Annotated in this window: 21 protein-coding genes; 10 read left to right on the forward strand and 11 right to left on the reverse strand. The window is 59.6% G+C overall.

The annotated features are described in order from the left end of the window. The 7 genes from DQ393_RS02285 to DQ393_RS02315 form a co-directional block, all read right to left on the reverse strand. The coding region (locus tag DQ393_RS02285) for an ACT domain-containing protein (protein ID WP_281023929.1) at positions 1-119 on the reverse strand (119 nt) is incomplete at its 3' end. A 99-nt stretch (positions 120-218) separates the two neighbouring features. Next, on the reverse strand, positions 219-1,526 hold the full coding sequence (gene glnT / locus DQ393_RS02290) for a type III glutamate--ammonia ligase (RefSeq protein ID WP_112340195.1): 1,308 nt from the start codon (positions 1,524-1,526) through the stop codon (positions 219-221). Between the two features lie 78 nt (positions 1,527-1,604). After that, positions 1,605-2,933, reverse strand: coding sequence for an FMN-binding glutamate synthase family protein (locus DQ393_RS02295; RefSeq protein ID WP_095438571.1), 1,329 nt, complete (start codon positions 2,931-2,933; stop codon positions 1,605-1,607). Between the two features lie 15 nt (positions 2,934-2,948). Next, complete coding sequence (locus DQ393_RS02300) at positions 2,949-3,635, reverse strand: GXGXG domain-containing protein (protein ID WP_112340196.1); 687 nt, start codon at positions 3,633-3,635, stop codon at positions 2,949-2,951. A 31-nt stretch (positions 3,636-3,666) separates the two neighbouring features. Beyond that, positions 3,667-4,575, reverse strand: a complete 909-nt coding sequence (locus tag DQ393_RS02305; protein WP_112340246.1) for a class II glutamine amidotransferase — start codon at positions 4,573-4,575, stop codon at positions 3,667-3,669. A 93-nt stretch (positions 4,576-4,668) separates the two neighbouring features. Beyond that, positions 4,669-5,352: a helix-turn-helix domain-containing protein gene (locus tag DQ393_RS02310; RefSeq protein WP_112340197.1), complete on the reverse strand. Its 684-nt coding sequence runs from the start codon at positions 5,350-5,352 to the stop codon at positions 4,669-4,671. Positions 5,353-5,430: 78 nt separating this feature from the next. After that, positions 5,431-6,390: a GlxA family transcriptional regulator gene (locus tag DQ393_RS02315; protein ID WP_112340198.1), complete on the reverse strand. Its 960-nt coding sequence runs from the start codon at positions 6,388-6,390 to the stop codon at positions 5,431-5,433. A gap of 88 nt (positions 6,391-6,478) precedes the next feature. On the opposite strand from DQ393_RS02315, the gene DQ393_RS02320 reads away from it, so the two are divergent. The 8 genes from DQ393_RS02320 (at position 6,479) to DQ393_RS33310 (ending at position 15,848) form a co-directional block, all read left to right on the forward strand. Beyond that, complete coding sequence (locus tag DQ393_RS02320; RefSeq protein WP_112340199.1) at positions 6,479-7,729, forward strand: sarcosine oxidase subunit beta family protein; 1,251 nt, start codon at positions 6,479-6,481, stop codon at positions 7,727-7,729. Between the two features lie 12 nt (positions 7,730-7,741). Beyond that, positions 7,742-8,020, forward strand: coding sequence for a sarcosine oxidase subunit delta (locus DQ393_RS02325; RefSeq protein ID WP_112340200.1), 279 nt, complete (start codon positions 7,742-7,744; stop codon positions 8,018-8,020). Next, positions 8,017-10,947 (forward strand): sarcosine oxidase subunit alpha family protein, encoded by a 2,931-nt coding sequence (locus DQ393_RS02330; RefSeq protein ID WP_112340201.1) that lies wholly within the window; start codon positions 8,017-8,019, stop codon positions 10,945-10,947. The genes DQ393_RS02325 and DQ393_RS02330 overlap by 4 nt, the downstream gene beginning before the upstream one ends. Beyond that, on the forward strand, positions 10,940-11,485 hold the full coding sequence (locus DQ393_RS02335) for a sarcosine oxidase subunit gamma family protein (protein ID WP_112340202.1): 546 nt from the start codon (positions 10,940-10,942) through the stop codon (positions 11,483-11,485). The genes DQ393_RS02330 and DQ393_RS02335 overlap by 8 nt, the downstream gene beginning before the upstream one ends. A 309-nt stretch (positions 11,486-11,794) precedes the next feature. Further along, positions 11,795-13,018, forward strand: coding sequence for a plasmid partitioning protein RepA (repA, locus tag DQ393_RS02340; RefSeq protein WP_112340203.1), 1,224 nt, complete (start codon positions 11,795-11,797; stop codon positions 13,016-13,018). After that, positions 13,015-14,043 (forward strand): plasmid partitioning protein RepB, encoded by a 1,029-nt coding sequence (repB, locus tag DQ393_RS02345; RefSeq protein ID WP_112340204.1) that lies wholly within the window; start codon positions 13,015-13,017, stop codon positions 14,041-14,043. Before repA ends, repB begins: the two co-directional genes overlap by 4 nt. A 198-nt stretch (positions 14,044-14,241) precedes the next feature. Next, a complete protein-coding gene (gene repC, locus DQ393_RS02350; protein ID WP_112340205.1) occupies positions 14,242-15,465 on the forward strand; it encodes a plasmid replication protein RepC in 1,224 nt (407 codons plus the stop codon). 194 nt (positions 15,466-15,659) lie between these two features. Next, on the forward strand, positions 15,660-15,848 hold the full coding sequence (locus tag DQ393_RS33310; RefSeq protein ID WP_169646212.1) for a hypothetical protein: 189 nt from the start codon (positions 15,660-15,662) through the stop codon (positions 15,846-15,848). A gap of 283 nt (positions 15,849-16,131) precedes the next feature. On the opposite strand, the gene DQ393_RS02355 is transcribed toward DQ393_RS33310, so the two are convergent. Then, a complete protein-coding gene (locus DQ393_RS02355; RefSeq protein WP_181592274.1) occupies positions 16,132-17,355 on the reverse strand; it encodes an MFS transporter in 1,224 nt (407 codons plus the stop codon). A 99-nt stretch (positions 17,356-17,454) separates the two neighbouring features. Between DQ393_RS02355 and DQ393_RS02360 the strand changes: the two genes are divergently transcribed. Continuing rightward, positions 17,455-18,435, forward strand: a complete 981-nt coding sequence (locus DQ393_RS02360) for an AraC family transcriptional regulator (RefSeq protein ID WP_112340207.1) — start codon at positions 17,455-17,457, stop codon at positions 18,433-18,435. 42 nt (positions 18,436-18,477) lie between these two features. On the opposite strand, the gene DQ393_RS02365 is transcribed toward DQ393_RS02360, so the two are convergent. After that, entirely contained in the window at positions 18,478-19,092 is a 615-nt protein-coding gene (locus DQ393_RS02365) for a TetR/AcrR family transcriptional regulator (protein WP_112340208.1), read from the reverse strand. Positions 19,093-19,193: 101 nt separating this feature from the next. On the opposite strand from DQ393_RS02365, the gene DQ393_RS02370 reads away from it, so the two are divergent. Beyond that, complete coding sequence (locus DQ393_RS02370; protein WP_112340209.1) at positions 19,194-20,627, forward strand: MFS transporter; 1,434 nt, start codon at positions 19,194-19,196, stop codon at positions 20,625-20,627. A 736-nt stretch (positions 20,628-21,363) separates the two neighbouring features. Here the strand turns inward: DQ393_RS02370 and DQ393_RS02375 are convergent. Both DQ393_RS02375 and DQ393_RS34075 read right to left on the reverse strand, forming a co-directional pair. Further along, entirely contained in the window at positions 21,364-21,855 is a 492-nt protein-coding gene (locus DQ393_RS02375; RefSeq protein WP_112340210.1) for an HIT family protein, read from the reverse strand. 566 nt (positions 21,856-22,421) lie between these two features. After that, complete coding sequence (locus DQ393_RS34075) at positions 22,422-22,544, reverse strand: hypothetical protein (RefSeq protein WP_281023928.1); 123 nt, start codon at positions 22,542-22,544, stop codon at positions 22,422-22,424. Between the last annotated feature and the right edge of the window lie 325 nt (positions 22,545-22,869).

The following is a 22,869-nucleotide window of genomic DNA, read 5'->3' on the forward strand; positions in this document are numbered from 1 at the left end:
AGATCGTCGAACTGGCTGGAATCGACGATGTTGCAGCCCTGCTCGGCCAGATAGTTCGAGATCGCCGCAACGATCCCACGCGTCGATTGGCACGTCACTGTCAATACATAGCTCGTCATGCTGATCTTCCTCCGCCGTCTGCGGCCAAAATTCCGCCGTCGTGCCGGGGGATCGTACCCCGGCACCTGATCCCTTAAGGGCATCTTTTCACTCTGCACTCAGATATCGAGCGTGCTGTCGCGTTCCCACTGCGTGAAATGCGAGCAGTAGGCGTTCCATTCCTGATGCTTGAGTTTCAGATAGGCGTCGGAGAATTCCGAACCGATCGCCTGCTTCAGCCCCTCATCCTCGTCATAGGCACGCAGCGCATCGAGCAGATTGAGCGGCAGGCGCGGCGCATCCTTCACGAGATGACCCTCCGCATACATGTCGATATCGTGATGCGGCCCGGGATCGGCCTTGCTGCGCAGGCCGTCGAGGCCGGCGGCGATGATGACCGCCTGCAGCAGGTAGGGATTGACGGCACCATCGGGCAGGCGCAACTCGAAGCGGCCGGGACCGGGCACGCGCACCATATGGGTGCGGTTGTTGCCGGTCCATGTCACGGTATTGGGAGACCAGGTGGCACCCGATGTCGTGCGCGGCGCATTGATGCGCTTGTAGGAATTGACCGTCGGATTGGTGATCGCCGCCAGCGACGAGGCATGTTTCATGATGCCGCCAAGGAAATGCTTGCCCTCGGCCGACAGGCCAAATTCGGCTTCCCTGTCGGCAAAGACATTGGTCCTGCCATCATTGCTCCATACGGAAATATGGCAATGGCAACCGTTGCCCGTGAGCCCCTTGAAAGGCTTCGGCATGAATGTCGCCCTGAGGCCATGCTTTTCGGCAATCGACTTGACCATGAACTTGAAGAAGGAGTGCTTGTCCGCCGTCTTCAGGGCATCGTCGAATTCCCAGTTCATCTCGAACTGGCCGTTGGCATCCTCGTGGTCGTTCTGATAGGCGCCCCAGCCGAGCTCCAGCATATAGTCGCAGATCTCGGAGATGACGTCATAGCGGCGCATGACGGCCTGCTGGTCATAGCAGGGCTTTTCCGCCGTGTCGTATTCGTCGGAAATCTTGGAGCCATCGGCCGTGATCAGGAAGAATTCGGCCTCGACGCCGGTCTTGACGCGCTTGCCCGCGGCTTCCGCTTCTTTCACGAGCTTCTTCAAGACGTTGCGTGGCGCCTGGGCGACCAGTTCGCCCTCCATCATGCAATCGGCCGCGACCCAGGCAACATCCTTCTTCCATGGGAGTTGGATGACGGAGGAGGCATCGGGTACGGCAAAAAGATCAGGATGGGCGGGCGTCATGTCGAGCCAGGTGGCAAAACCGGCAAAGCCGGCGCCCTCCTCCTGCATACCGGCGATCGCCTGCGCCGGCACCAGCTTGGCGCGCTGGCCGGAAAAAAGATCCGTATAACTGATCATGAAATATTTGATGCCTTTGTCCTTTGCAAAGGCAGCAAGATCCAGTGTCATTCTCGTTCCCCTTTGGATTTCTTCGAGACACTTCGATGATGCATGCGGCGGCCGGACCTCTCAGGCCCGGCCGGTATCTTAAAAGCCTCCCTTGCCCGGGTACCAGTTGGTGCCGGCGAGCGGAATCTGCGCCATGGCGGCGGCTTCCATCGTCAGCGCACAGAGATCCTCCGGCTCCAGATTGTGCAGGTGATTTTTGCCGCAGGCGCGCGCGATCGTCTGCGCTTCCAGCGTCATCACCTTGAGATAGTTGGCAAGGCGCCGGCCCGCAGCAATCGGATCGAGCCGGCTTGCGAGCTCCGGGTCCTGCGTCGTGATACCAGCCGGGTCCTTGCCCTCGTGCCAGTCGTCATAGGCGCCGGCCGTCGTACCGAGCTTCTGATATTCTTCTTCCCATTTGGGATCGTTGTCGCCGATCGCGACCAACGCCGCCGTACCGATGGCAACTGCATCCGCACCCAGCGCCAAGGCCTTGGCCACATCGGCTCCGGAGCGAATGCCGCCGGAGATGATCAGCTGCACCTTGCGATGCATGCCGAGATCCTGCAACGCCTGCACGGCGGGGCGAATACAGGCGAGCGTCGGCATGCCGACATTCTCGATGAAGACGTCCTGGGTCGCGGCCGTGCCGCCCTGCATGCCGTCAAGCACCACGACATCGGCACCGGCCTTCACGGCAAGAGCGGTATCGTAATAAGGGCGTGCGCCGCCGACCTTCACATAGATCGGCTTTTCCCAATCGGTAATCTCGCGCAATTCCATGATCTTGATTTCGAGATCGTCCGGACCGGTCCAATCCGGATGGCGGCAGGCCGAACGCTGATCGATGCCCTTCGGCAGATTGCGCATGTTGGCGACACGATCGGAGATCTTCTGGCCGAGCAGCATGCCGCCGCCGCCGGGCTTGGCGCCTTGGCCCACAACGACTTCGATTGCGTCGGCGCGGCGAAGATCCCTAGGGTTCATGCCGTAGCGCGAGGGGAGATACTGATAGACCAGCGTCTGCGAATGGCCGCGCTCCTCGTCCGTCATGCCGCCGTCGCCGGTCGTCGTCGACGTACCGGCAAGTGTGGCACCGCGGCCAAGGGCTTCCTTGGCGTTGCCGGAAAGCGCGCCGAAGCTCATGCCGGCAATGGTAATGGGGGTCTTCAGCGTGATCGGCTTTTTGGCGAAACGACTGCCGAGGACGACGGTCGTATCGCACTTCTCGCGATAACCTTCGAGCGGATAGCGCGATATCGACGCGCCGAGAAACAATAGGTCGTCGAAATGCGGCACCTTGCGCTTCGTGCCGGCGCCGCGAATGTCGTAAATGCCCGTCGCCGCCGCACGGCGGATTTCCGCCAGCGTATGATCGTCGAAAGTCGCGGACTTGCGCGGCGGCGTGTGCGGATTGTGGTAGCTCATGAGGTCCCCTTCGCCTTAGTACGCGTCGGCATTGTCGATATTGAAATTATAGAGCTTGCGCGCCGATCCATAGCGCTTGAATTCCTCCGGCCTGACGCCGCGCACGCCGGCCTTTTCCAGAAGCTCGGAGAGCTTTTGCAGGTGTTCCGGGCGCATCTCCTTTTCGATGCAATCGGAGCCGAGGCTTTTCACCGAACCACGGACGAAGAGCTTGGCCTCATAGAGGCTGTCGCCCAGCGCATCGCCGGCGTCACCGAGCACGACGAGATGGCCGGACTGCCCCATGAAGGCGGACATATGGCCGATATTGCCGTAGACGACGATGTCGATGCCCTTCATCGATATGCCGCAACGCGAGGCGGCATTGCCCTTGATGACAAGCAGGCCACCCTGCCCGGTCGCCCCGGCATACTGGCTGGCATCGCCTTCGATGACAACGGTGCCGGACATCATGTTTTCCGCAACGCCCGGACCAGCCGAACCGTGGATGGTGACATTGCCGCCATCGTTCATGCCGGCGCAGTAATAGCCGACGGAGCCCTTGATATCGACGGTGACGGGCGCGTCTATGCCGGCGGCCACTGCATGATGGCCGCGCGGGTTGACGACTTCAAAGGCTAGATCGTTGGCGCCCGGGGCAAGGCCATGAAGGGCACTGTTGAGTTCGCGCAGCGGCGTGACGGACAGGTCGAAAACTGGCATGTAAGATCTCTCTCGATTGCGGCGCTTCTGATCAGGCAGCCTTTTCGTGATCCCAGAAATAAACGGTCGCCGGCTCCGGCTCCCAGATCCGGGCATCCTCGATGCCCGGGAGATTGACGAGCGCGCGATATTCTGAGCCGAAGGCGACATACTGGTCAGTCTCGGCCATGACGGCCGGCTTACAGGCGATGGGATCGCGAACGACGCCGAAACCCGACTTGGTGCCGACGACGAAGGTGAAGAAGCCGTCAAGATCGTCGACAGCGCTTTCGAGCGCCGCCCCGAGATCCTTGCCTTTCGCCATCTCGGCCGTCAGATAGGCAGCGGCCACCTCTGTATCGTTTTCCGTTTCGAAGACCATGCCCTCGCGCTTCAGCTCGCGGCGCAGGTTGTTGTGGTTCGAGAGCGAACCGTTGTGAACCAGGCATTGGTCCGAGCCGGTGGAGAAGGGATGGGCGCCGAGCGTGGTCACGGCCGATTCCGTCGCCATGCGCGTATGGCCGATGCCGTGCGTGCCGGACATGGCGGTGACGCCAAAGCGGGAGACCACGTCCTTCGGCAGGCCGACCTCCTTATAGATCTCGACGGTATCGCCGCTGCTCATGACGCGGATATTCGGACGTGATGCCGCTAGGGCCGCCCTACCCTCGTCAAGCTTGTCCTTGGCAAGGGTGATGACCGCATGCGTGCTCTTGACCACGACGGATACCGGGACGTCGAGCGCGCGCCGGAGTTCATATTCCAGCCCGTCGAAATCCTTTTCCGGATCGGCCGACTGAACGGTTATCTTCGCAGTGTTGCCATTATCGTTGCCGTAGATCGCGATGCCCGCGCTATCGGGTCCGCGATCGGTCATCGTGATCAGCATGGAAGACAAAAGCGCGCCGAGTTTCGGCTCCAGCGCCTTATCCTTCAAGAAAAGACCGACAATTCCGCACATGCCCAAACCCTCCGTTTTCGCATCTGCAAAAATGGCTATCAGGTCCAATGCGGTTTTTCAACTCAAAAGAATAAATTTTTCTTTTAAGGCAAGTCAGTCGGTCTTGCCTCTTTGTGGATAGCTGATGATCGACAGGTATTTGGCCGGCAGTTTCACCAGCACCTCCGGGCCATGCGGCGCATCCGCATCGAAGAAGAGGCTGTCGCCCGGCTGCATGGGGTAGAGCTGATCGCCGTGGCGGTACATGACCTCACCCTCGAGCATATAAAGGAACTCCATGCCCTCGTGCTGGAACGTCGGGAAGACGTCCGAATCCGCCGTCAGGGTGATGAGATAAGGCTCGACGATAACGCCGCTCGAATTGTTGTCGATATGGCCGAGGAGATTATACTGATGGCCTGCGCGCGTGCCACGGCGCTCCAGCTCGACGCCCTGGCCGGCCTTGACGAAAACGGCATTGCGCGGCTCTTCATAGCGACGGAAGAATGCGGTCAAGGGTACGCCGAGCGCGCGCGACAGCGATTGCAGCGTCGTCAGCGACGGCGAGATATTGCCGTTCTCGATCTTCGACAGCATGCCGAGCGAGATCCCCGTCGCGGCGGCGAGATCCGTCACCGTGATGCCGAGCTTCTTGCGATAGGCGCGAACCTCGTGGCCGATCGCCATTTCGAGATTGTTTTCCTTCGGCTCGCGCACCGCATGCGGATTTTGGGAGAAGGCCGACCGTCCAGCATGGGATTGGTCGTCGGCCGATACACTGTCTGCCTTGGTTTTCATTCCGTATCCTTTTTGCCGGCAGGGCTTGCTGGGAAGAACTCTATCCTCCCAGTGAAATTTTCTCAACTACGACGAAAATCAGCCGTGGCGGGTTTCGCCGGGAGCCATGCCATAAAGCGAGCGATAGGCTCTGGAGAAATGTGCGCCGCTGGAAAAGCCGGTGGCGATGGCGATTTCGGAAATCGAAAGCGGACTTTGCTCCAGAAGCCGCCGGGCATGCTGCAGGCGTATCCGCCGATATTGATCGAGGAATGTCGAGCCGAGATGAGCGGCAAACAGCCGGTCGAGATGACGCGGCGTGACACCGGCAATCCGCGCCATGGCCTTGCGGTCGAGCGGCATCTCGATCGTCTCTTCCATTTTTTCGAGCACGCTCAGCAAACCTGGATGGTGAACGCCATAGCGTTCGGCGAGCGACCCGCGCTGCGGCGCCGCAGGCTCGCCGACTTCGGTGTGCAGATACCAGTCGCTGACACGCCGGGCGAAATCGGCCCCCATGCGCTCTGATATCAAAACATGCATCATGTCGAGCGGCGCGATGCCGCCGCCGCAGGTGATGCGATTGCCGTCGATCACGAAGCGCGCCTGGCGCGGCGACAGTGTTGGAAAGGCTTCGAGCAAGGCGGGCGCATGCTCCCAATGAATGGTGAAATCGCGCTCGGCCAGAAGCCCGGCGGCGGCAAGCAGATAGGGACCGCCGGAGATGCCACCGATGCGCACGCCCTCGCGTGCGAGCTGGCGAAGGCAGGCGAAAACCGTGGGATAGTGCCAATCGCGCGGCGATCCGCCGGCGCAGACGAAGACCGTGCCGAGGCCGGATCCGCGACCCGGGAGAGGCTCGGCCGGCACCGGTACACCGCCAGAGGATACCGCCGGGGTGCCGTCCGGCGAAAAGATCGACAGTCGATAGATTTCGCGCCCGGCCAGAAGATTGGCCGCCCGCAGCGGCTCGCTCGCCGAAGCATAGGACATCAGTGCGAATCCCGGAATCAGGATGAAGCCGATGGATTGGCTATTTCGTGCATCGATTGGAGCCATGTCCCTTTTCTACTGAAAAAGGTCCCAATCAGGCAAGTCTGCATTTTTCACTCTGTCATCATGGATGCAATTTAAAGCGGATCGAACTATGCGCTATTCGGCTTTCTCTGTTTTCCTCAACGGTCTTCGCGGCAACACAGGCTGGGCGCCCGCCTGGCGCGAGCCGCAACCGAAACCGCATTATGACGTCATCATCGTCGGTGGCGGCGGTCATGGGCTGGCAACCGCCTATTATCTCGCCAAGACCTTCGGCATCACCAACGTCGCGGTGCTGGAAAAGGGCTATCTCGGCTCGGGCAATATCGGCCGCAACACCACGATCATCCGCTCGAACTACCTGTTGCCCGGCAACAATCCCTTTTACGAGCTCTCGATGAAGCTCTGGGAGGGGCTTGAGCAGGATTTCAATTTCAACGCCATGGTCTCGCAGCGTGGCGTGCTCAATCTCTTTCATTCGGATGCACAGCGCGACGCCTATACCCGGCGCGGCAATGCCATGCGCCTGCACGGCGTCGATGCCGAGCTGCTCGATCGCGAAGCCGTTCGCAAAAAGCTGCCCTTCCTGGATTTCGAAAACGCGCGCTTCCCGATCATGGGCGGCCTATTGCAGCAGCGCGGCGGCACCGTGCGCCATGACGCAGTCGCCTGGGGCTATGCCCGCGGCGCCGACAGCCGTGGCGTCGACATCATCACCGGCTGCGAAGTGACCGGTATTCGTTCCGACAGTGGCCGGGTCCTTGGCGTCGAGACCACGAAGGGCTTCATCGGCTGCGGCAAGCTGGCGCTGGCGGCCGCCGGCAATTCTACCGTCGTCGCCGACATGGCGGGGCTGCGCCTGCCGATCGAAAGCCATGTGCTGCAGGCTTTCGTCTCCGAAGGCCTGAAGCCGTTCATCGATTGCGTCGTCACCTTCGGCGCCGGACATTTCTATGTCTCGCAATCCGACAAAGGCGGTCTCGTCTTCGGCGGCGATATCGACGGCTACAATTCCTACGCCCAGCGTGGCAACCTCGCGACTGTCGAACATGTCGCTGAAGCCGGCGTTGCGATGATCCCGGCACTGACGCGCGTGCGCTATCTGCGCACATGGGGTGGCGTCATGGACATGAGCATGGACGGCTCCCCGATCATCGACCGGACCCATATCGACAATCTCTATCTGAACGCCGGCTGGTGTTACGGCGGCTTCAAGGCCACGCCGGCGTCGGGCTACTGCTACGCCCATCTGATCGCCCGCAACGAGCCGCATGAGACGGCGACGCAGCTGCGCCTCGATCGCTTTCGGCGCGGCTATCAGATCGATGAGAAGGGCGTCGGCGCCCAACCGAACCTGCATTGAGGACATGACACGATGGCAAGCCTGATTTCCTGCCCTCACTGCGGCACACGTCCCAAGGAAGAATTCACCATCAAGGGCGATGCAAGCCTCCGCCGCCCTGCTCCAGATGCCGGTGCGGAAGACTGGTACGACTACGTCTATCTGCGCGACAACCCCAAGGGGCGGCACAATGAATATTGGCACCATTCCTCCGGCTGCCGCCGCTGGCTGATCGTCGAACGTGACACAGTTACCCACAAGGTTCATGGCGTCAGCGACGCGGCGCTTGCCAAGCTTGGAGGCGGCGCATGAGCAGCTATCGCCTCTCCTCCGGCGGCTTGATAGACCGCTCCAAAACCGTTGCCTTCCGTTTCGACGGCCGGAATTTGACGGGTCATCCCGGCGACACGCTCGCCTCCGCCCTGCTCGCCAACGGCATCCAGCTCGTTGGCCGCAGCTTCAAATATCACCGACCGCGTGGCATTCTGACGGCGGGTACCGCCGAACCCAATGCACTTGTCACGACCGGTATCGGCGGTCGCACGGAAGCCAACACCCGTGCCACGATGATCGAGCTTCATGACGGGCTGATCGCGCGCAGCCAGAACCGCTGGCCCTCGCTCGCCTTCGATGTCGGCGCTGTCAACCGCCTGCTGTCACCTTTCCTCAGCGCCGGCTTCTACTACAAGACCTTCATGTGGCCGGCCGCCTTCTGGGAGAAGGTCTATGAACCGCTGATCCGCAAGGCCGCCGGTCTCGGCAAGGCCTCTTATGAGGTCGATCCCGATTCCTATGAGAAAAGCTGGGCACATTGCGATCTGCTCGTGATCGGCGCCGGGCCTGCGGGCCTTGCTGCGGCGCTGACGGCGGGGCGCGCCGGCGCGCGCGTCATTCTCGCTGACGAAGGCTTTGCTCTCGGCGGCAGTTTGCTCTCAGAACGCAGCTCGTCCCTCAAGGATATGTTGGACGAACTCGACGGCCTGCCGAATGTGCAATGCCTGCCGCGCACGACGGTTATCGGCTGGTATGACGACAATGTCTTCGGCGCGGTCGAACGCGTGCAGAAGCATGTGGCGGCACCCGATCCACACCAGCCGGTCGAACGCCTTTGGCGTATCATCGCCAAGCAGGCGATCCTTGCGACCGGTGCCGAGGAGCGGCCGCTTGTCTTCGGCGGCAATGACATTCCAGGCGTGATGATATCAGGCGCCATGCGCAGCTATCTGAACCGGCAGGCCATCGCTCCCGGCAAAAGCACCGTGGTCTTCACGACAAACAGTTCCGGCTACCGCACCGCCGCCGACCTCGAGGCCGCAGGCGTCGGCGTGGCCGCCATCGTCGATACGCGCGCCGATGGCGAACATTGGAACGGCAGGGCGCGGGTGCTGACCGGCGCTTGCATCATCGATGCGGTGGGCACCAAGCGCGTCCGCCGGGTCAAGATTGCGAGCGGCTCGGGCATACAGGAGATCGATGCCGATGCCCTCGCCATGTCCGGCGGCTGGAGCCCGATCATCCATCTCGCCTGCCATCGCGGTGCCAAGCCGGTCTGGTCGGAAAAGCATGCGGCCTTCCTCGCGCCGGAAAGACAGGATGGCCTGCTGATTGCCGGCTCCGCGGCTGGCCTTGCCTCCACCGATAGCTGCCTTGGCGACGGAGCAATCAAAGCTGCCGAGGCACTGGAGGCAATCGGCTTCGGAGAGATCGCCCCCGCCTTTGCGTCAACGGAGGAGACATTGCCGGCTGCCAAGCCACTCTGGTTCGTCAACGGCGGCAAGGGCAAGGCTTTCGTCGACTATCAGAACGACGTGCACCTCAAGGATCTCGGCCTTGCCGTTCGCGAAGGCTATGGCGATGTCGAGCTTGCCAAGCGCTATACGACCAATGGCATGGCGACCGATCAGGGCAAGCTCTCCAATATCAATGCCATTGGCATCCTCGCCGAGGCCCGCGGTGTCTCCCCGGCCGAAGTCAGCACCACGACGTTTCGTCCCTTCTATACGCCGGTCTCTTTCGGGGCGCTGACGGGCGCCTCGCGCGGCAAGCACTTCCAACCCGCGCGCAAATCCCCTTTACACCAGTGGGCAAAGAAGAATGGCGCGATCTTCGTGGAGACCGGCCTTTGGTATCGCTCCTCCTGGTTTCCGCGCGAGGGTGAAAAAACCTGGCGCGAAAGTGTGGATCGCGAAGTGCTGAACATCCGCAGGAATGCCGGCATCTGCGATGTGTCGACGCTCGGCAAGATCGAGATCTTCGGCAGGGACGCGGCGACCTTCCTCGACCGCATCTACTGCAACGGCTTTGCCAAGCTGCCCGTCGGCAAGGCACGCTACGGCATCATGCTGCGCGAAGACGGCATGATCTATGACGACGGCACCACCAGCCGATTGAGCGACGATCATTTCTTCATGACTACGACGACGGCGCTTGCCGCTGGCGTGCTGACGCATCTGGAATTCTGCGCCCAGACGCTCTGGCCCGAGCTCGAGGTCTATTTTGCCTCCTCGACCGACCAATGGGCGCAGATGGCGGTAGCAGGCCCGAAATCGCGGGCGATCCTTTCCGAGATCGTCGACGAGGACATCTCCGATGCCGCCTTCCCCTTCATGAGCGCACGCACGGTTTCGCTATTCGGGGGCAAGCTCGAGGGCCGGCTTTTCCGCATATCCTTTTCCGGCGAGCTTGCCTACGAACTTGGGGTGCCGGCGGCCTTTGGCGAGTCCGTCGCCGATGCCATCATGCAGGCGGGCCAGAAACATGAGATCTGCCCCTATGGCGCCGAAGCACTCGGCGTCCTGCGCATCGAGAAAGGCCATGTCACCCATGCCGAGATCAACGGCACGGTGACGCCAGGCGATCTCGGCTTTGCCCGAATGGTCTCGACGACGAAGCCCGATTTCATCGGCAAGGCGATGCTTGCCCGCGAGGGGCTTCAGGCCGCCGATCGTCCGCGCCTCGTCGGCATCAAGCCGCTGGATGCGGCCACGAGTTTCCGCACCGGCGCTCATATCCTTGCGGATGGCGCGGCGGCGGCGCTCGAAAACGACCAGGGCTATGTCACGTCAAGCGCCTTTTCACCGACCCTCGGTCATACGATCGGGTTGGCCCTGGTCAAGAACGGACCGGAGCGCATCGGCGAGAAGATCACCGTCTGGAACGGCCTTAGAGATGAATACACGAACGCGGTGATCTGCAGCCCCGTCTTCGTCGACCCTCAGAACGAGAAGCTCCATGCCTGATTTGCCCATATATAGACCGGTTCTGGCCGGCAAGGCCACTGTGGGTGGCGACACCATCCGGCTGGAAGCCCTGCCCGAGAGGCACCTCCTGCATGTGATGGGCACGACGACGAGAGAGGAGATCGAGGCGCATCTTCTGGCGGCCGGCCTCAAGGAAAGCTCCGTGCGCCCGGCCGGGTACCGGCAATGGTTCATCACCGGCAATGATCGGCTTTCCGATATTCACCTGCGGGCATTGACCGGAGCGCTTGCGGGCCGCGCCTTCATCTGCGACCAGAGCCATGGCCGTATCCGTATCCGCGTCTCGGGCCTCAATGCCACTCGAGTGCTCAACAAAGGCACGGCGGTCGATCTGCATCCATCAGCCTTTCCTGTGGGAAGCACGGCGATGACGCTCTTTGGTCACATCTCCATCCAGCTCACGCGCACCGGTGCGGATGATTTCGAGCTGACGGTGCTGCGCAGTTTTGCGGAATCACTTCATGAAGAGCTCGAGGCACTGGCTCTTGCCCATGGCGCCAAGCGCCTTACAGCCTGAACGACATTGCCCGCCGAGGGCAGTGATTCGCTCCAGCCGTGCCGTCCGCACCGATATCGAGAGCGTTGCCAATTCAGTTATATCTCGCGTTTTGCTACCAAAAGTGTGAGTAAACGTATCGGGCAACTGTTACGATGCGACGAAATAAATATAATGGAATCAAATAGCTAAATATCTTCAGCCTGACATGATTTCGTCATACGCTGATCAGCCATTACGCCTTAATCTCTGGACGGTCTGACAGAATCGTGTTCTACCTTTTGTCGGGCATAGGTCGGCAAACCGGCATTGAGCCGCCAAGAGGGACAAATGGCGATAGCAGAGCGCATGGAGACAATAGCTCCTTCCAAGGAAGATGCAGGCGGCAAAATTGCGCGCCATGCAAACCTGCTGTCGGGCCAGTTGCAGCAGCTCAGAACCCGGATGTATCCGCCGAAGTCCGAAAAAATACTCCGGCAGTTCCTGACCAATGAAGTGTCCAAGCTGACATCGATCCCGGATTCGACCCTGAAACTGATGTCGAGCGAGGGACGGGGGCCTTCGCCGAGCCGGTTGGAGAACAACCATCGGGTCTACACACTCGCACAGATCAATGAATTGCGTGAATTGTTTGCAAAGCAGAAGCCGTCCGATGCCCTGCGGTTCCTGCCGCGCCGCCGCCCGGGCGAACATCTTCAAGTGTTGGCGATCGCCAATTTCAAGGGCGGCAGCGCCAAGACGACCACCAGCGTTCATCTCGCGCATTATCTTGCGCTTCACGGCTATCGCGTCCTTGCGCTCGACCTCGATCCGCAAGCGTCGCTTTCGGCCATGTTCGGAGCGCAGCCGGAAGTCGATGTCGGTGCAAACGAAACCATCTATGCAGCCTTGAGATATGACCAGTCCGAAAGACGGTCGATCCGCGAGATCATCCGCAAGACCTATTTCGATGGCATCGACCTCATTCCGGGCAATCTGGAGGTCATGGAATATGAACATGAGACCCCTCGTGTTCTGGCGCAGAAATCGGGTGCCGGCGCCATCTTTTTCGAGCGGCTCAAGCTTGCGCTTGCCGAAGTCGAAGCAGATTACGATATCGTCATCCTGGATACGCCTCCTTCGCTCGGCTTCCTGACGCTGAGCGCGATCTACGCGGCGACAAGCATGATCATCACCGTGCATCCGGCCATGCTGGATGTCGCGTCGATGAGCCAATTCCTGCTGATGATGGGCGATCTGATCAACGTGCTCAATGAAAGCGGCGCCCAGCTCGACCAGGACTTCATTCGCTATCTGGTCACGCGCCACGATCCAAACGACGCGCCGCAGTCGCAGGTGGTTGCAATGCTGCGCCATCTGTTCGGTTCCGATGTCCTGTTGCCGACGGCGATCGAAAGCACTGCCGTCGAGGCTGCCGGTCTTGCCAAACGCTCCGTTTACGAACTCGAGATGGGCCAGATCGGTCGCGATACGCAGAAGCGCGCGCGGGAAGCCGTGGATGCGGTCAACGAGGCGATCGTTCAACTCATCAACGCAAGTTGGGGGCGTGGATGAGCAAGAGCCCAAGGAAATCGATCGTCGCAAGTTTCGGTCTTCTTTCTGCCGAGTTGGAAGGTAGCGACGCTGCTATTGAACAGCCTTCGCCTGCCCCTGCCCCCGCAGCACAGCCCGGTCGTGTCGGCGCAGGCGTCATCGGGGCCGCGCATCGTGCCATTGGCGACATTCGCGCGGAACGTGACCGGTTGCGGGCCATCGTCGAATCCGGTGAAGGCTGGATCCAGGATCTGGATCCTCACATCATCGATCCATCCCCCTATCCGGATCGTCTGCCGGACGACAATCCGCATGATTTCGAGACATTCAAGCGCTCGATCGAGGAGGAAGGCCAGAAGGTTCCGATCCAGGTCCGGAGACATCCGTCTTCGGCCGACCGATATCAGGTGGTCTATGGTCATCGCAGATGGCGAGCTGCTCTAGAGCTCGGCCGTAGCGTCCGGGCCATAGAAGTCGAGATTTCGGATCTCGATCTCGTTCTCGCGCAGGGCATCGAGAATGCCAACAGGCAGGATCTGACATGGATCGAGCGCGCGTTGTTCGCCTCGCGCATGGACGATGCCGGCATCAAGGCGCGGCACATCTATGCGGCACTCTCGATCGAGGATGCCGAGCTGGCGCGGATGCGCAGCGTCTATCGGGCAATTCCGGCCGATGTGATCGAAGCGATCGGCAGAGCGCCGAAAGTCGGCCGTCCACGTTGGCTGGAACTGGTCAAGGCCGTTTCCGCACAGCCGGATGCGCTGCAGGTGGTTCGCGCCGCCCTGTCCGATGCAAATGAGACAAAGGAAACCTCGGACGAAAGATTCCAGCTGGCGTTGAATGCGATCAAGCCCCGCGCCGGTTCTCGCAACACCCAGGTGCCGATTTCCGATGCGTCGGGAACGAGGCTGGGAGCGTGCGTGATATCGCCGCGTGAGATGCGGATCTCCGGCGAGGGTAAGCTGGGAACAGAATTCATAAAGTTTATCGAGGAGGAGTTGCCCGACCTGGTCGAGCGCTTCACTCGCCGGAAAAAGTCGTAACCCCTGACACCTGTCAGGGTTTTTTCAGATCGGAAAGGAAGTCTAGCAAAAGAAAAAAGGCCCCCAAACGTTGCCGTCGTGGAAGCCTTCTCTTCAATGTAGCAACTGAAGAATCGCATTTCCACGAATCCCAGTCAAGAGTTTTTGGCACCGTTTTTTTGGTGAGCGGATTTCTTTTGCCTTACGAGGGTGAGGGAAATGCAGAATGGAAGTGTAACGACGCCCTTTGGGCGGCGGCCGATGTCGCTTGCCCTGGTGCTGCGGCAGGTCGCTACGGCTGAAATCGCGCCTGGCAAGACGGCTGACAAGTGGAAGGTCTTTCGGGATGCGTCCGAGGCCAGAGAGCTGCTGGGATTGCAGGATCGTAGCCTGGCGGTGCTCGATGCATTGCTGAGTTTTTATCCCGATAACGAGCTGCGCCAGGATGCGCAGCTTATCGTCTTCCCTTCCAATGCGCAGCTGACCTTGCGCGCCCACGGCATTGCCGGGGCTACGCTTCGCAGGCATCTCGCGCTTCTCGTCGAGGCTGGACTGATCGTTCGCAAGGACAGCGCCAATGGCAAGCGCTATGCCAGGAAGGACAGGACGGGTGAAATCGAGAACGCTTTCGGCTTCGACATCTCGCCGCTTCTGCTGCGGGCAGAGGAACTTGCAGGCATGGCGCAGAAGGTGGCAGCAGATCGCCTCGCATTCCGACGTGCCAAGGAAAGCCTGACGATCTGCCGGCGCGATGTGCGAAAGCTCATTACGGCCGCGATCGAGGAAGGTGTCGCGGGCAACTGGGCAATGATCGAAGATGTTTATACCCGCCTCGTCGGGCACATTCCGCGCTCTCCCACGATGTCAGAGGTTGCCGGCATCCTCGAAGAGATGGAGCTTCTGCGAAACGAGATCGTCAACCTTCTGGAAAACCAGCAAAAAGCTACAAAAAATAGCACCAATGATGCTCATATTGAGCGTCACATACAGAGTTCGAATCCCGAATCCATTTATGAACTTGAACCAAGCTCTCGAAAAGAGCTGGGAGCGATGCCCGAGAGGAAAAGCCGGCTGCACAGCGAGACGATGCGAACGTTCCCATTGGGTTTGGTGCTGAAAGCTTGCCCGGAAATTACTGCCTACGGGCCGAATGGGGCCATCGGCAATTGGCGGGAGCTGATGTCTGCCGCAGTCGTGGTTCGATCGATGCTGGGCGTCAGCCCTTCGGCCTATCAGGAAGCCTGCGAAACGATGGGAGCTGAGAATGCCGCAACAACGGTCGCCTGCATTCTTGAGCGGTCGGGACACATCAATTCCGCCGGTGCCTACCTGCGGGACCTCACGATGAAGGCGAAGCGCGGCGAGTTCTCTGTCGGGCCGGCAATTATCGCTTTGCTCAGAGCAAACGGCCATGGCGACTATGTGACGGGAAAAGCCTCATGAACTCATCGCTTCTGGATATGCTCTGTTTGCTGCGGGCCAGGACGGGGTTGGCGCGACGACAGATTGACCGCTTGTCTTTCCCACAAACAATAGGGCCACAGCCGGAGTATTGAGCTGTGGCCGAGGGATGCGATCGAAGATGTTCGATCACAAATGCGGACTTAACGGCAGACGCGTTCCTTGCGAATAACCCAATGACCATGAACCTTGTGCTTCACGGTCTTGACGAAGCAGTCACGATGATGATGGCGGTGGAACGGAGCCGCCTGGGACGGAGCACTAACGGCAACGACGGATGCCAGGGCTATGGCGGAAGCAAGAAGCAGGTTTTTCATATCGGTCCTCGTAAGCATTGGGGGTTGATGCTGCGCGATAACGCCTGACTTTGATGCCCCAATTCGCCTTAACTGAAAATGAATAGCATGCTTACAAATTTGTAATGCTCCGGTGATGCCCATGGGAAGGGAGCGCCGGATTGAGAGTCGATACGAGCGAAGATCGCATATCTCTGCCTTTTGCGAGAGGGATGACATTGTTCCCTCCCCTTCTCTTTCGTGATCTTGCCAGTTGATTTTCCGCTGGGCAACCGAGGGTGTTTACGATCGCTGCCTGTCCGCGGCCCGAAAGTCGCCATCGATTATCGAGGCAGACCTGCGGTCTCGCTCGTCAGCTTTGAACAAGGGAGGTCTGCTTGCCGCCCCGCGCTGCCATCAACACAGTTCCCGCAAGGCATGCGGCTCCAAGGAACGACATGACACCAAGCGGTCCCTGCAAGTCGATCAGTATGCCGCCCAGGACCGCGCCGCTGGAAATAGCGACCTGGAAAGCAGTTAGGAGCAATGCTCCTGCGCTTTCAGCTTCGTCCGGCGCGGCACGCGTGATGTAGCTCTGGATGGAGACGGGAAATGCGCCGAAGGCGAAACCCCAAATGGCGACTCCGACAATCGCGGCGAGCTCGGACGCACCCACGGTCACGAAGATAGCGGCGGCAACGGCGATCAGGCTCGACGAGAAGACGGTGCCAATAGCAGAGCTGCGCTCCGCAATCATGCCACCGACAATATTGCCGAAGAAACCACTGACGCCGTAAGCGAGAAGCACCAGCGACACCATCTCGACGTTGAGGTGGGCGATACCTTCCAGATAGGGGCGGATATAAGTGAAGCCGGCAAAATGGCCTGCAACGACGAGAAGTGTCGTGATCAGACCCACCCGGATCTTGGGCCGCGTCAGAACGGCGCCGAGCGTCGACAAGCCTGCGTGACCTGCCGGTGGTAACGATGGCACGGTGATAGCCTGGGCAATCAATGCAAGCACGCCGACAGCTCCTGCGAGGACGAAGGACGCTCTCCATCCAAGGGTTGATCCCACATAGGAGCCGATCGGTGCCGCCGTGACGGTGGCGAGGGAGACGCCGGTAAAGATCATCGCCATTGCTCGGGGGAGATGTTCGATTGGGACCAGCCGCATTGCAAGCGCACCGGCCATTGCCCAGAAGCCGCCAAGCCCGACTCCAAGCAGAACTCGCGATAGGAGAAGCAAAATCAAATTGTTGGCGGTTGCTGCCAGGACGCAGGAAAGGATCAGAAGAGCAGTAAGGCTAAAGAGCACACGGCGGCGGTCGAAACTTCGGGTGGCTATGACGATACCCGGGCCTGCAAATGCGGCGACGACAGCCGTTGCAGTCACCGTTTGGCCGGTCTCCCCGGCAGAGAGACCTAGATCGGAAGATATTGGAGTGAGCAGGCTGGCCGGCAGAAATTCCGCCGTAACGAGACCGAAGACGCCGAGCGCCAGGGCGACGACGGCATCCCATCTTGGTCTTTGGGATGTCTCTGCCGTCGGCTGGTTGTGAAGGGACGGTTTGGGCTTGAAATCGCTCTCTGCCATGGGGTGCAGTCCTATTTTAAGATATCTTGGCGTGCTGTCGATGCCATCTGGCAAAAGGTAGTCGTGACAGTCTGTACTTTCCATGCTAGGAAATCCGAGATGCTTGACTATTCGTCCAAAGACAGTATTGGCGAGACTCATGATGCTCTGAGCGAGATGCTGAGAGGCTTGCGGCTCGACGGCGTTGAATATGGGCGCTGCCGGCTTTCGGAGCCATGGGCGACCTATTTTGCGCCGCAGCTGTCGGCGAGATTGCATTTCATTTCGTCCGGTTCCGCATGGCTTCAGGCGCCGTCAGGCGATTGGCTCCAGTTGGGACCCGGCGATGCTGCACTTCTGCCGCGTGGCAATGCGCATGTGATTGCAAGCGAACCAGGCATTCCGCCGGTGCCTTTCGAGCAATTTGACCGCAAGGAAGTCTGCCAGGACGTCTTCGATCTCCAGTGCCCCGATGCCTGTGGGGGAACGGTGGCTTTGACCGCGGCGATGCGCTTCAATATCGACAATCTTCATCCGTTGCTGCGGTTGATGCCTGACACGATGCTCACCAGCGATCTGGCGAAGAACGAGCCGGCGATCCCGCATTTGCTCGATGCCATGACGCGTGAAGTGCAAATGGATCGGGTCGGCGCGGGAGGGATACTGGCCAGGCTCGCGGATGTGTTGACCGCGACGCTGATCAGGACGTGGGTCGAACATGGCTGCGGCGATACAACCGGCTGGATTGCCGCGGTGCGCAACCCCGAAATCGGCCGCGTACTGGCTGCGATTCACCTCGAACCGGATCGTGACTGGAGCTTGGCAGCACTTGCGAACCTGATGGGCATCTCTCGGTCGGGTTTCGCCGAGCGCTTCCTGAAAGTCGTGGGTGAAACGCCGGCGCGCTACGTGGCCAGGGTGCGCATGTACCAAGCTCTTCAATGGCTGCGCAATGGAATGCGTGTGTCCGTGGTCGCGCAGAGGTTGGGCTACGACGCAGAGGCATCGTTCAGCCGTGCCTTCAAGCGTATTATCGGTGCTCCACCGAGCCAGTTCCGCAAGGGCAGCGAGGCTGACATGAATTCGCTCCCCGTTGATTGAAGTTCTCACTGTCGAGAATGTGGCACGCCGGCGGCAATCGTTTCAGACATTGTCAGCCTTCACGGATATGGCGCTCTTCAACGGCATCAGCGCGTGAGACAATGTAGACAGCAGGACGTCTCTTGGCACCCCGTCGGCCGCTTGCACCGATAAGCCGTGGAGAAAGGCGGCGTAGAATTCCGCCAGGGCGCGCGGGTCCGCGTCGGGTTTCAGCTCGCCGTTCTCCGACGCCTTCTTCAGACGCTCATGTAGGGATGCAGCGCGGTCCCGGCGGTATGTGCCGAGCCGTCTTCGAACGGCCTGGTTATGGATCGTATAGTTGGTGGCCGCCATCACGATCATGCAGCCATGCGGCTGATTTGGACGGGTGTAGAGCGAGACCGCATCGCGCAGAAGCCGCTTGAAGGCATCGAAGACATTCGGCTCCTCGGCCAAGGCACGCGTGGCGAATCCACCCTCCCCGGAGGCGTACAGCGTAACTGCTTCTTGGAACAGGGCCTCTTTCGATTCGAAAGCAGCGTAGATGCGTGCCGAAGCGATGCCCATGGCATCGACGAGGTCGGACATCGAGACGCCTTCGTAACCTCGCTCCCAGAAGAGGTCACGGGCTTTGGCCAGCGCCTCATCACGATCGAATTCCCGCGGTCTTCCTGCCATACCGAGCCTCAATCTTTGTCGTTCAACAAATAATCATCTTGACTCGGCTATGCAAGCCTCACATTATTTGTTGATCGACAAAGAATTGACGGAGAGGATAAATGGATCACATTGCAGAAAGACCATCAGTCGGAACCGGCGCGGCGAATTTCAACCGGGCGGCTGCGCTCGCGCTCCTCGCATTCGCACAGTTGATCATCTCGCTCGATATCAACATCGTCTTCGTGGCCCTGCCGAAAATCGGCGAGGGCCTCAGCTTCTCAGGTCAGACGCTGCAGTGGGTCGTCAGTGCCTACACGGTCTTTTGCGGCGGCTTTCTGCTATTCGGCGGGCGTGCGGCGGATCTTATCGGCCAACGGCGATTGTTCATCACGGCCCTCGGGCTCTATGCGGCGTCCTCGTTGGTGGGGGGATTGGCCTGGGAGCCTGCAGTCATCATCGCAGCGCGAGCCGTCCAGGGGATCGGCGGCGCTTTTCTCTTTCCTGCCACGCTCTCCCTCGTCAACCGGCTGTTTTCAGAGGGAGCGGCGCGCAACCGGGCTCTGGCAGTCTGGGGAGGGGCCGGTGCCAGCGGTCTTACGATCGGATCGCTTGCCGGCGGTTTTCTAACGAGCGCTTTTGGCTGGCCGTCGGTGTTTTTCGTCAATGTCTTCCTCGCCTTGATTGCAATCGTCGCAGCCTTCTTCGTTATCCCGCGAGATCCTCACGTGTCTCATGGCCGCTCCTTCGACTTGCCGGGAGCGCTGACGGTTACCGGAGGCGCCACGCTGCTGGTATTTGCGCTCGTGCAGGGACCGGTGTTCGGGTGGAATGCCGCACCGATTCTCTGCACTTTCGCTCTTTCGGCGCTTCTGCTGCTGGCATTCATGATCATCGAATCGCAAAGTCGCGATCCATTGATGCCTCTCAGGCTGTTTGGCAATCGTATGCTTGTGACGAGCATGGCTATCACCTTCCTCTACATGGGTACGTTTGGAGCCCTGCCTTATTTTCTGACAGTGCTGTTTCAGGATATTCACCATTTCACAGCCTCGGAGACGGGCCTTGCCTTTCTGGTTCCCTCGCTTGCGATTGCCGCCGGTACTCAAATCGGCGAGCGTTATGCCTCACGCATTTCGGCGCGATCGACATTGATCGCGGGAATGCTGGTGGGGGCGGCGGGCACGGCTATCATGATTGCCGGGGCATGGCCTGAGAGCAGCTACACAGCCATCGTTCCCGGTCTGCTCGTTTCGGGAATTGGTCAGGGCGTCGTGTGGACGGCAATGTGGATTATTGCGGGTTCCGGAGTGCCGGATCGCGAACAAGGTGTCGCATCAGGGATGGCGTCAACCACGATGAACATAGGAAACGCCGTTGGCCTTGCCGTCCTCGTTGGTTTTGCCAATGCGCATGCCGGTCTCGCAGATGGCGAGGTATCGTCCGGCGATCTGGCGAGCGGTGTTCGTCTCGCGTTCTGGCTCTGCGCGACGGGCGGCGTCATTGCGACGGTTATTGCCGTGGCGGCGTTGTTCCGGCCGCGGCGATCGCGATAAAGCCCTACAAGAAACTGCCACATCCAGGCGCGACGGAAAGAACGTGCACTTTGTCGCGCCCCCAATAGTTGGTTTGCCCAGGCAAGCCGATACGTTCTTTGTGCAAGAACGCAAATATGCCTTTTATAGCGGAAAAAAGCAGATACCTTTGGGAGGCATATTTGTCGAAGCAGGTCAGATCACGTCAAGGCTGACATCATGCTAGGACGACTTTTCAGCTTAGAAAGTCCATATCACTTCTAGTCCCGAACGCGTATATAGCTAACGGAAGAAAGTGTTTTCTTCTGTTCCATATACAAAGAAATGTCTAGCAAAAACATTATGTTATATGGATGCGAAATTCGCTACCATATGGGTAAATTGTGAGTAAATATGGTGGTCGAAGTGCGTTCCGCCGCACCTTGCTGAAGTGCCAGCCTAGATCTTAGCCATCAGTGAGTGAGCTACAGGGCTTTTCGACATTTCTGTTGCATCCGCGGTATTGAAACCTTTGTTTCTAGTTCTTTTGTCGTGAGAACCGGGAGGGGCCGTGCTGATATCGGCCCACGGCGGTTACGGAAAGGTCCGGCGTCGAGACTTCGGCCGGCTCGGCAGTCTGGGGCCATCCGCCCATGACTCAATGCTCCAACCCTTGCACCGAGCTTTGCTGTCTCAACATCAACCGTCGTTCGAACTCTCAAATTCAGAGGGCGCGATATCTATTCGAGATCAGTCGATCAAAATTGGCGGCCGGGGTTCACAACGAAGGGCTGGAATTCATCGACTTGCGCAGAAGCCGGATAGCCTCGGCGACAGTCCGTCCTGTGGCGGGCGGCGGGTCGGCGCGTTCGCAGAATTCACGCCATACATAGAGGGTTAGCTCCGCGCCATCCGTTTCCGAGTTCCCCTGCCCTTCTGTAAGACTTTCCAGCACCCGATAGCGGGGATCTTGCCAGAAGAGCTCCTCGACCCAATCGTAGATCGGGATCACATGGAAGTGGATCGTATAGTCGGGAATGTGCCCATAGCGGCTTATATAGACACGTCGCGCACTCAGCCGCTGTCTCAGGTTGGTCTGTACTCGTGCCAGCAAGGGGCCGAGCTCCTGCAAGGTGCCCGCGGACAATTCCGATAAATCGGTGGCAAAGTTTTTAGAGCTGATAATAAGATAGCCGGGGAGAGCCGAATCTGCGCGATGAGTGACAAGCCATCCGTCAGTTTCGGCTATAAAATGTGGATCGAGCTTCAAACAGCCTCCCCTTTCGCCTGTCCAACCACAGCGGTTTTGTACGGCGCTTCACTTTCGCCGGATCGATGGCTGGCATGGAGCAAGCTTGAGTATCGAACCGCATGAGGTGAGCGACATAGGCTTGGACTATTCACGTCGAGAAGCGAAATGGCAAGCGCTGACGCTCCACGTCTTTCCGGCCGCCGCTGACCGTTCATGTCCTTCATCAAAACCCTGACAGCTGTCAGGGTTTTGGCTGTAGGATCAATATTTCAATAGGAGGAACGAGGCTCGTCTCCGAACGGTTCACGGCAGGTGTGAACTTTCGCCTCGGCTTTTCGCCCGATATGCAATGGATGAAAACCCTGACAGCTGTCAGGGTTTTCATGAGCAAGCTTGTTATCTCCCAGCCGAGCAGGCGTGAGTTTCCGGCGGCGCCTAATGCCTCTATGAGGCTCTCCAGCCGAGAAGACATCGCGCAAAATGACGGCGAGGGGAATATCGCGTGGGGAGCAAGCCTCAGCATCCGGAACGTCGCTGGGCAAGGCGAAAGTGAAGCTTGGCCCAGCATCTGCTCGTTGAACCTGTCAAACTTCGCCATCGAACATCATCGACGATCCGGCTTGTGCAATGGGATGGCCGGTGATCTGGCTGAACACGCCGTACCGGTCGCCATTCGAAAGGATGACACCGACATAATTGGAAGGCATCGGTAGAAAGCGTTTTTGAGGAGCGGGCGTTCCGCTCCGATAGCGCGATAAATGGCGAGGCGATCGAGCTTCAGTGCGGCGCAATTACCAAGAAAACGCATCCTTAGGGGCTGACACGGGCCGAAGAGTTGTCTCCCCTCCCGGCTCTCGCGACACATATGCTTCAGGCCACGCCCGACGCTTCATCCAAGTGGTGCTGCCGGCGATGCCGATTTCGCCCGTGTCCCAGGTGATGTGGTGCCGCTCAGCAGATATGGATCGCGCACGGAAGGCCGCGCCTTTCTCCTGCGCGGCTGCGCCACTGGCTGGGGCGGCAGATGCAGCC

It is taken from the genome of Martinezella tropici (assembly GCF_003287875.1).
GTDB classification, from domain to species: Bacteria; Pseudomonadota; Alphaproteobacteria; order Rhizobiales; family Rhizobiaceae; genus Rhizobium; species Rhizobium tropici_C.

Excerpts from the sequence above, each read along its gene's own strand:
- glnT (WP_112340195.1), bottom strand. The coding sequence starts at position 1,526 with ATGACACTGGATCTTGCTGCCTTTGCAAAGGACAAAGGCATCAAATAT.
- DQ393_RS02325 (WP_112340200.1), top strand. The coding sequence starts at position 7,742 with ATGGCAAGCCTGATTTCCTGCCCTCACTGCGGCACACGTCCCAAGGAA.
- DQ393_RS02300 (WP_112340196.1), bottom strand. The coding sequence starts at position 3,635 with ATGCCAGTTTTCGACCTGTCCGTCACGCCGCTGCGCGAACTCAACAGT.
- DQ393_RS02295 (WP_095438571.1), bottom strand. The coding sequence starts at position 2,933 with ATGAGCTACCACAATCCGCACACGCCGCCGCGCAAGTCCGCGACTTTC.
- DQ393_RS34075 (WP_281023928.1), bottom strand. The coding sequence starts at position 22,544 with ATGCCTTCCAATTATGTCGGTGTCATCCTTTCGAATGGCGACCGGTAC.
- DQ393_RS02330 (WP_112340201.1), top strand. The coding sequence starts at position 8,017 with ATGAGCAGCTATCGCCTCTCCTCCGGCGGCTTGATAGACCGCTCCAAA.
- DQ393_RS33310 (WP_169646212.1), top strand. The coding sequence starts at position 15,660 with ATGACCATGAACCTTGTGCTTCACGGTCTTGACGAAGCAGTCACGATG.
- repC (WP_112340205.1), top strand. The coding sequence starts at position 14,242 with ATGCAGAATGGAAGTGTAACGACGCCCTTTGGGCGGCGGCCGATGTCG.
- DQ393_RS02360 (WP_112340207.1), top strand. The coding sequence starts at position 17,455 with ATGCTTGACTATTCGTCCAAAGACAGTATTGGCGAGACTCATGATGCT.
- DQ393_RS02315 (WP_112340198.1), bottom strand. The coding sequence starts at position 6,390 with ATGGCTCCAATCGATGCACGAAATAGCCAATCCATCGGCTTCATCCTG.
- DQ393_RS02365 (WP_112340208.1), bottom strand. The coding sequence starts at position 19,092 with ATGGCAGGAAGACCGCGGGAATTCGATCGTGATGAGGCGCTGGCCAAA.
- DQ393_RS02310 (WP_112340197.1), bottom strand. The coding sequence starts at position 5,352 with ATGAAAACCAAGGCAGACAGTGTATCGGCCGACGACCAATCCCATGCT.
- DQ393_RS02335 (WP_112340202.1), top strand. The coding sequence starts at position 10,940 with ATGCCTGATTTGCCCATATATAGACCGGTTCTGGCCGGCAAGGCCACT.
- DQ393_RS02355 (WP_181592274.1), bottom strand. The coding sequence starts at position 17,355 with ATGGCAGAGAGCGATTTCAAGCCCAAACCGTCCCTTCACAACCAGCCG.
- repA (WP_112340203.1), top strand. The coding sequence starts at position 11,795 with ATGGCGATAGCAGAGCGCATGGAGACAATAGCTCCTTCCAAGGAAGAT.
- DQ393_RS02305 (WP_112340246.1), bottom strand. The coding sequence starts at position 4,575 with ATGTGCGGAATTGTCGGTCTTTTCTTGAAGGATAAGGCGCTGGAGCCG.
- repB (WP_112340204.1), top strand. The coding sequence starts at position 13,015 with ATGAGCAAGAGCCCAAGGAAATCGATCGTCGCAAGTTTCGGTCTTCTT.
- DQ393_RS02370 (WP_112340209.1), top strand. The coding sequence starts at position 19,194 with ATGGATCACATTGCAGAAAGACCATCAGTCGGAACCGGCGCGGCGAAT.
- DQ393_RS02320 (WP_112340199.1), top strand. The coding sequence starts at position 6,479 with ATGCGCTATTCGGCTTTCTCTGTTTTCCTCAACGGTCTTCGCGGCAAC.